This window comes from Phenylobacterium sp., assembly GCF_044371015.1.
In the GTDB taxonomy this organism is placed as follows: domain Bacteria; phylum Pseudomonadota; class Alphaproteobacteria; order Caulobacterales; family Caulobacteraceae; genus Phenylobacterium.
This window is the reverse complement of the sequence record NZ_JBILUK010000228.1, coordinates 1-5,065: the sequence shown is the minus strand read 5'-3', so window position 1 is coordinate 5,065 and position 5,065 is coordinate 1. Positions and strand designations below refer to the sequence as shown.

At 68.6% G+C, this 5,065-nt stretch carries 7 protein-coding genes; 1 reads left to right on the top strand and 6 read right to left on the bottom strand.

All coding sequences use genetic code 11. The features are described 5' to 3' along the window. Positions 1-305: alcohol dehydrogenase catalytic domain-containing protein (locus tag ACIQ3R_RS15070; protein WP_397419680.1), on the bottom strand; the 305-nt coding region annotated here is incomplete at its 3' end. Between the two features lie 86 nt (positions 306-391). On the opposite strand from ACIQ3R_RS15070, the gene ACIQ3R_RS15065 reads away from it, so the two are divergent. Next, a complete protein-coding gene (locus ACIQ3R_RS15065; RefSeq protein ID WP_397419679.1) occupies positions 392-961 on the top strand; it encodes a histidine phosphatase family protein in 570 nt (189 codons plus the stop codon). Positions 962-965: 4 nt separating this feature from the next. Here ACIQ3R_RS15065 and ACIQ3R_RS15060 read toward each other — a convergent pair whose 3' ends face one another. The 5 genes from ACIQ3R_RS15060 to ACIQ3R_RS15040 all read right to left on the bottom strand — a co-directional run. Next, on the bottom strand, positions 966-1,640 hold the full coding sequence (locus tag ACIQ3R_RS15060) for an AAA family ATPase (protein WP_397419678.1): 675 nt from the start codon (positions 1,638-1,640) through the stop codon (positions 966-968). A gap of 69 nt (positions 1,641-1,709) precedes the next feature. Next, positions 1,710-2,870, bottom strand: a complete 1,161-nt coding sequence (locus ACIQ3R_RS15055; RefSeq protein WP_397419677.1) for a DegT/DnrJ/EryC1/StrS family aminotransferase — start codon at positions 2,868-2,870, stop codon at positions 1,710-1,712. Positions 2,871-2,938: 68 nt separating this feature from the next. After that, positions 2,939-3,496, bottom strand: coding sequence for a DUF3035 domain-containing protein (locus tag ACIQ3R_RS15050; RefSeq protein WP_397419676.1), 558 nt, complete (start codon positions 3,494-3,496; stop codon positions 2,939-2,941). Positions 3,497-3,662: 166 nt separating this feature from the next. After that, positions 3,663-4,178: a signal peptidase II gene (gene lspA / locus ACIQ3R_RS15045; protein ID WP_397419675.1), complete on the bottom strand. Its 516-nt coding sequence runs from the start codon at positions 4,176-4,178 to the stop codon at positions 3,663-3,665. After that, on the bottom strand, positions 4,175-5,065 hold an 891-nt coding region (locus ACIQ3R_RS15040), incomplete at its 5' end, for a class I tRNA ligase family protein (protein WP_397419674.1). The genes ACIQ3R_RS15040 and lspA, both read right to left, overlap by 4 nt.

Genomic DNA, 5,065 nt, shown 5'->3' with positions numbered 1-5,065 from the left:
GTCTTGGCCGGCACGGCGCGCAGCTCGGCATGGCTTCCCCAGCCGCCGGTCGTGCAAACCCGGTCGCCGATCTTCAATGTCGTGACCTCGGCCCCGACCTCGATGACCACGCCGGCGGCCTGATAGCCCACCACGTGGGGATTGGTCATCAAGGGCCCGCCGAAGCGGTTCAGCGTGTCGCCGCCCTCGATGGCCACGGCCTCGACCCGAATCACCACGCCCTTGGGATGACACTGCGGGTCCGGCACATCCTCGTAGCGAAGGACCTCGGGCGGTCCGTTCTCGTAATACACAGCCGCCTTCATCGTGGTCTCCACCTCAAACACTTGTTTGACAGCGACCTTTCCACGCGCGAGGGGGTTGGCGCAAGACGAACGCGGGAGCGCCCTCCTTGGAATTGATCCTGATCCGCCACGGCCTGCCGGAACGCAGCGCCGAGACCTCAGACCCGCCCCTCTCCGAGGTCGGTCACGACCAGGCGCGCCGCGTCGCCGCCGCCCTGGCGCGTCACCCCATCGATGGCGTCTATTCCAGCACCATGCGACGCGCCATCCAGACCGCTGAACCCTTTGCGGCGGCGCGCGGCCATGACATCTCGGCGCATGAGGGCATCGTCGAATTCGACCGCGACTCCGGCGTTTACACGCCCATGGAGGTGCTGAAGCGCGAGGACTACGCCGCTTGGCAAGCCTTCGTTTCCGGCGGCAGCGGAGCTGATATCGCCGGCTTTCAGGCCAAGGTGGTCGACACGCTGGAGACCATCATTGCGGAGAATGGCGGACGCACCGTCGCGGTGTTCTGCCATGGCGGAGTGATCAACGTCTGGACCGCCCACATCCTTGGCATGGCGCCACGCCTGTTCTTCGAACCGGTCTACACCAGCATGCACCGCTACCTCTGCGCTCGCTCCGGCGAGCGCAATCTGGTGAGCCTGAACGATACAGCGCACCTTCGCGATTGAGGCGTCAGCCCACCGCTCCGACCGTTTCCGGCGACGGCTCGTTCCGTTGCCGCGTCAGTCCGTAGACAAACGTCCAAAGAGCCGAGATTTCAGCCGCGGCTTCGCGCTGACCGTCGACTTCTTCAACGGAACGGCCGGTCTCTATGGCCCACTGGTAGCCTGCGCGCGCCCGCAGGATCGCAGGCGCCGTAGGTATGCGCAGCAGGCCGAGCGCCTGGAGGCTGCGCTTAACAAGAGGCGGCTCAATGCCCGCGCGGGGCGACGCGGCCTGGTTCAGCACCCCGATCAGTGGCTTCCGCAAGCGCCGGACGATGTCGCTCGTTTGCGCCGTCGCGGCGAGATCCAGGTAGGTGGGGCGTACGACAAGGAGGCAGAGATTCGCCGTGACGATCGCGTGGCCGAGGTCTTCTTCCAGTACGGCAGGGGTGTCGATAACCAGGACGTCGACCCCTTCGCGCTGGGCCTGGAGTTGCAGCGGAAACAGCTTGGCGCCCGAGGTTCCGACGACCCGAGGGCTGGACTGCGAGCGATTCCGCAGGATCTGGCTCGCAGAGCGCTGCGCGTCCGTGTCGGCGAGCATCACACTCATGCCTCGCAGATGAGCGGCCAAGGCCAAATGGACGGCGACGGTGCTCTTTCCGGAACCGCCCTTGCGCGCGATGACGGCGATGGTGCGCATGGGAGTCGGCGGCGAGGGTTGAAATGACTCCCTACCTTCTCGCGAGAAGGTGACAAGCCCGCGACGCGCCTACCGATTTCGCTTCACGAAATTCCTAATCGCGGCGACGATCTGATCCTGCACGTCCGGCTCCAGATAGGCGTGCATGGGCAGACTGAGCACACGCTCCGCCTTGGCCTCGGTCACCGGCAGTCCGCCTGGGGCGGGCGCGTGAGCGTAGGGCGCCTGGCGGTGTAGCGGCACGGGATAGTAGACGGCCGTCGGCACGCCCTCCCCCTTGAGATGCGCGGCCAGACCGTCGCGATTCTCAGCCTCGATCGTGTACTGTGCCCAGACCGAGGTTCCGCCCGGGATCACCGCCGGCGTGGTCACCACATCGCCAAGGCCCTCTGCGTACCGAGCCGCGACCCGATCCCGGGCGACGATTTCGTCGGCGAAGATGGTGAGCTTCTGGAGCAGCACGGCGGCCTGCAGGGTATCCATCCGGCTGTTCAGGCCGACCCGCATGTTCAGGTACTTCGGATCGTGATCGAAGGTGCGCCCCTCAAGGTCGGACCCGACCGCCTGGCCGTGCACCCGCAGGCTGACCAGCAGATCGTGGAGCCGGGCGTCCTTGCAGAGCACCGCCCCGCCGTCGCCATAGGCGCCCAGCGGCTTGGCCGGGAAGAACGAGGTGGTGGTCACATCGGCCCAGTGCAGAGGCTGACGACCCTGAAGCGTGCAGCCGAAGCCCTGCGCCGAGTCGGCGATCAGCTTGAGCCCGTGGCGGGCGCACACCTCGGCCAGGGCCGGATAGTCGGCCGGCTGGCCGAACAGGTCGACGGCGATCACCGCGCGGGGCTTGAGGCGCCCCTCGGCGTCGATGGCGCGGATCGCTGAGTCCAGGCGTTCCGGGTCGAGCGTGCAGGTCTCCGGCCGGATATCGACGAACACCGGCGTCGCGCCGACCAGCGGCATCACTTCGGCCGTGGCTGCGAAGGTGAAGGCCGGGCAGAACACCGCATCGCCGGGGCCGATGCCCCAAGCCATCAGCGGCAGGATCAGCGCCTCGGTGCCCGAGCCGCAGGAGAGCGCGTGCGGCGCCTCGCCGAAGGCGGCGAGCTCCGCCTCGAAGCGCGCGATCTGCGGTCCCATGATGTAGGCGCCCGAACGCACGACCTCGAGGATCGCGTCCTCGAGGGGTTGGCCGAGCCGGCGGCGCTGCGCCTGCAGGTCGATGAACGGAATCATGGCGCGCGCTCTGCCATGCGTCGGTCACACGGACCAGACACGGTTGGTGTCGCGGTGTTTCGAAGGCCCTACAGGCCGGGAAGCTTGATCCGCGTTCCGCCTTCGCGGCGGATGGTCACCGGCTTCTCGCCGGTCAGCTTGCCGAGGCGCTCTTTCTCGGCGGCCGCGTCGATGGGCGCATTGGACCCGTCCAGCGCGGCGGCGGGCGCGGCTTCAGCCGGCGCGTCCTGACGCCAGAACATCACCCGGTCGGCGAAGCTCTTTTCCTTGTGGGCGATGTCGCCGAACTCATCGTCGACCACGAAGCGGACCAGAGGATCGGCCTTGTCGGCGCCGGCGCGGGCGACCAGCAGCTTTTCGCCCTCCGAGCGCTGTTCGGCCTCGCGCTGGCCAAGGAGCGCATTGCGCGCCGCGCTCTCGGGCTGAAGTTCCTGCGGGCGCGGTTCACCCGGGGCCGGCGGGCGCAGCGCATAGTCGGGCGGCACCACCAGCGGGGCCTTGGTCACCACCCGGAACTCGTCGGGGGTCACCTTGTTCATGCCCAGCGCCGACTGGGTCGACTGGCATCCGGCGAGGCCGGCGGCCGCGACGAGGGCCCCTGCGACGATCAAGCGCTTGGAAGTCATGGGGCCGGCGGCTCCTGGGCAGGTCTACAGAGGCGACGGATCATGCCTGCGATCCGTGGCGGGAAAGGGGCGAATAGCGCAATCGCGGGCCTGCGCCAACGGCTCAGGGGCAGCCCACGCAAGGGCATCGCGGGCGCCGCGCCGGAGCGGGAGCCCAATCAGCGCCCTAGTCCTCCCCATCCGGCGGAGGCGGGCGCGAAGCGGTCGGAGCGGGCGTTTGCGGTTTGAAGCTGTCCCAGATCAGCAGGATCACGCCGATGGTGATGGCGGCGTCGGCGACGTTGAAGATGTAGGGGAAGAAGCCCAGCTGCGAGACATCCACGAAGTCGATCACCGCCCCATGGATCGCCCGGTCGATGGCGTTGCCCCAGGCGCCCGCGACGATCAGCCCCAGCGCCGCGGCCGGGAACAGACGGGTCTGGGTGCGCGCCCAGTTGGCCAGCAGGGCGCCGACGATCACCGAGAACGCAAACAGCGCCCAGCGGGCCAGGTCGTGGCTCGCCTGGAGCAAGCCGAAGCTGACGCCCTCGTTCCAGATCCGCGTCCAGCGCAAAGGCCAGACAACGTCATGCGGCACGAGTTCCGGCAGGTTGATCGCCCAGGCCTTGGTCGCCTGGTCGACGGCGATCAGGGCGGCCGCGAGGACCAGCCCGATCCTGCCGGGACGGGTCAGAAGGCTCATGACCGCGCCGCATCCCAGGCCGCCACCGCCTCGGCGTCGCGCAGCGACAGATCCGGAAAGCGGGGATCAGTCCCCACTTCGGGCAGGATGCGCCAGGAGCGGGCGCACTTCTTTCCCTCGGCCCTGAGCGGCTCCACCGCGACGCCAGGAACCTCAGGCAGGCGGAATGCGCCGGCGGGACCTTCGCCCGCGAACAGGGCCGCCTGGCTCGTCCGGAACACCTCGGCGGCGTCCAGGCCCTCCAGCGCGGCCAGCAGGTCGGCGCTGGCCACGTGGACCCGGGGCGCGGCCTCCAGCGCTGCGCCCAGCCGCTTCTCCCGGCGTTCGACTTCCAACGCGCCGGTGACGACGGAGGTCAGCTTCTGAACCTTGGCCCAGCGCGCGGCCTCGGCCTCGTTGCGCCATTCCGCCGGAGTCTCCGGCAGCACGCGCAGGCAGTTGGAGCCGGCGTCCGGATACCGGGTGGTCCAGGCCTCTTCCATGGTGAAGGGGATCAGCGGGGCCAGCCAGGCGGTGATCCGCTCAAAGCACTCGTGCATCACCGTGCGCGCGGCCCGGCGCTTCACGGCGCCCGGCATGTCGCAATAGAGGCTGTCGCGGCGGATATCGAAGAACAGCGCCGAGAGATCGTTCTGACAGAAGTCCAGCACCGGCCGGATCACGTCCTGGAACAGATAGGCCTCGTAGGCCGTACGGACCTGGCCATCCAGCTCCCACAGCCGGTGCAGGATGTAGCGCTCCAGCGGCGGCATCTCCGAGAGCTCCACCGCCTCGTCCGGACCATAGTCGGCCAGCGCGCCCAGCATGTAGCGCACGGTGTTGCGCAGCTTGCGATAGGCGTCCGAGGTGGTCTGCAGGATCGTCTTCCCGATCCGGCTGTCGTCGGC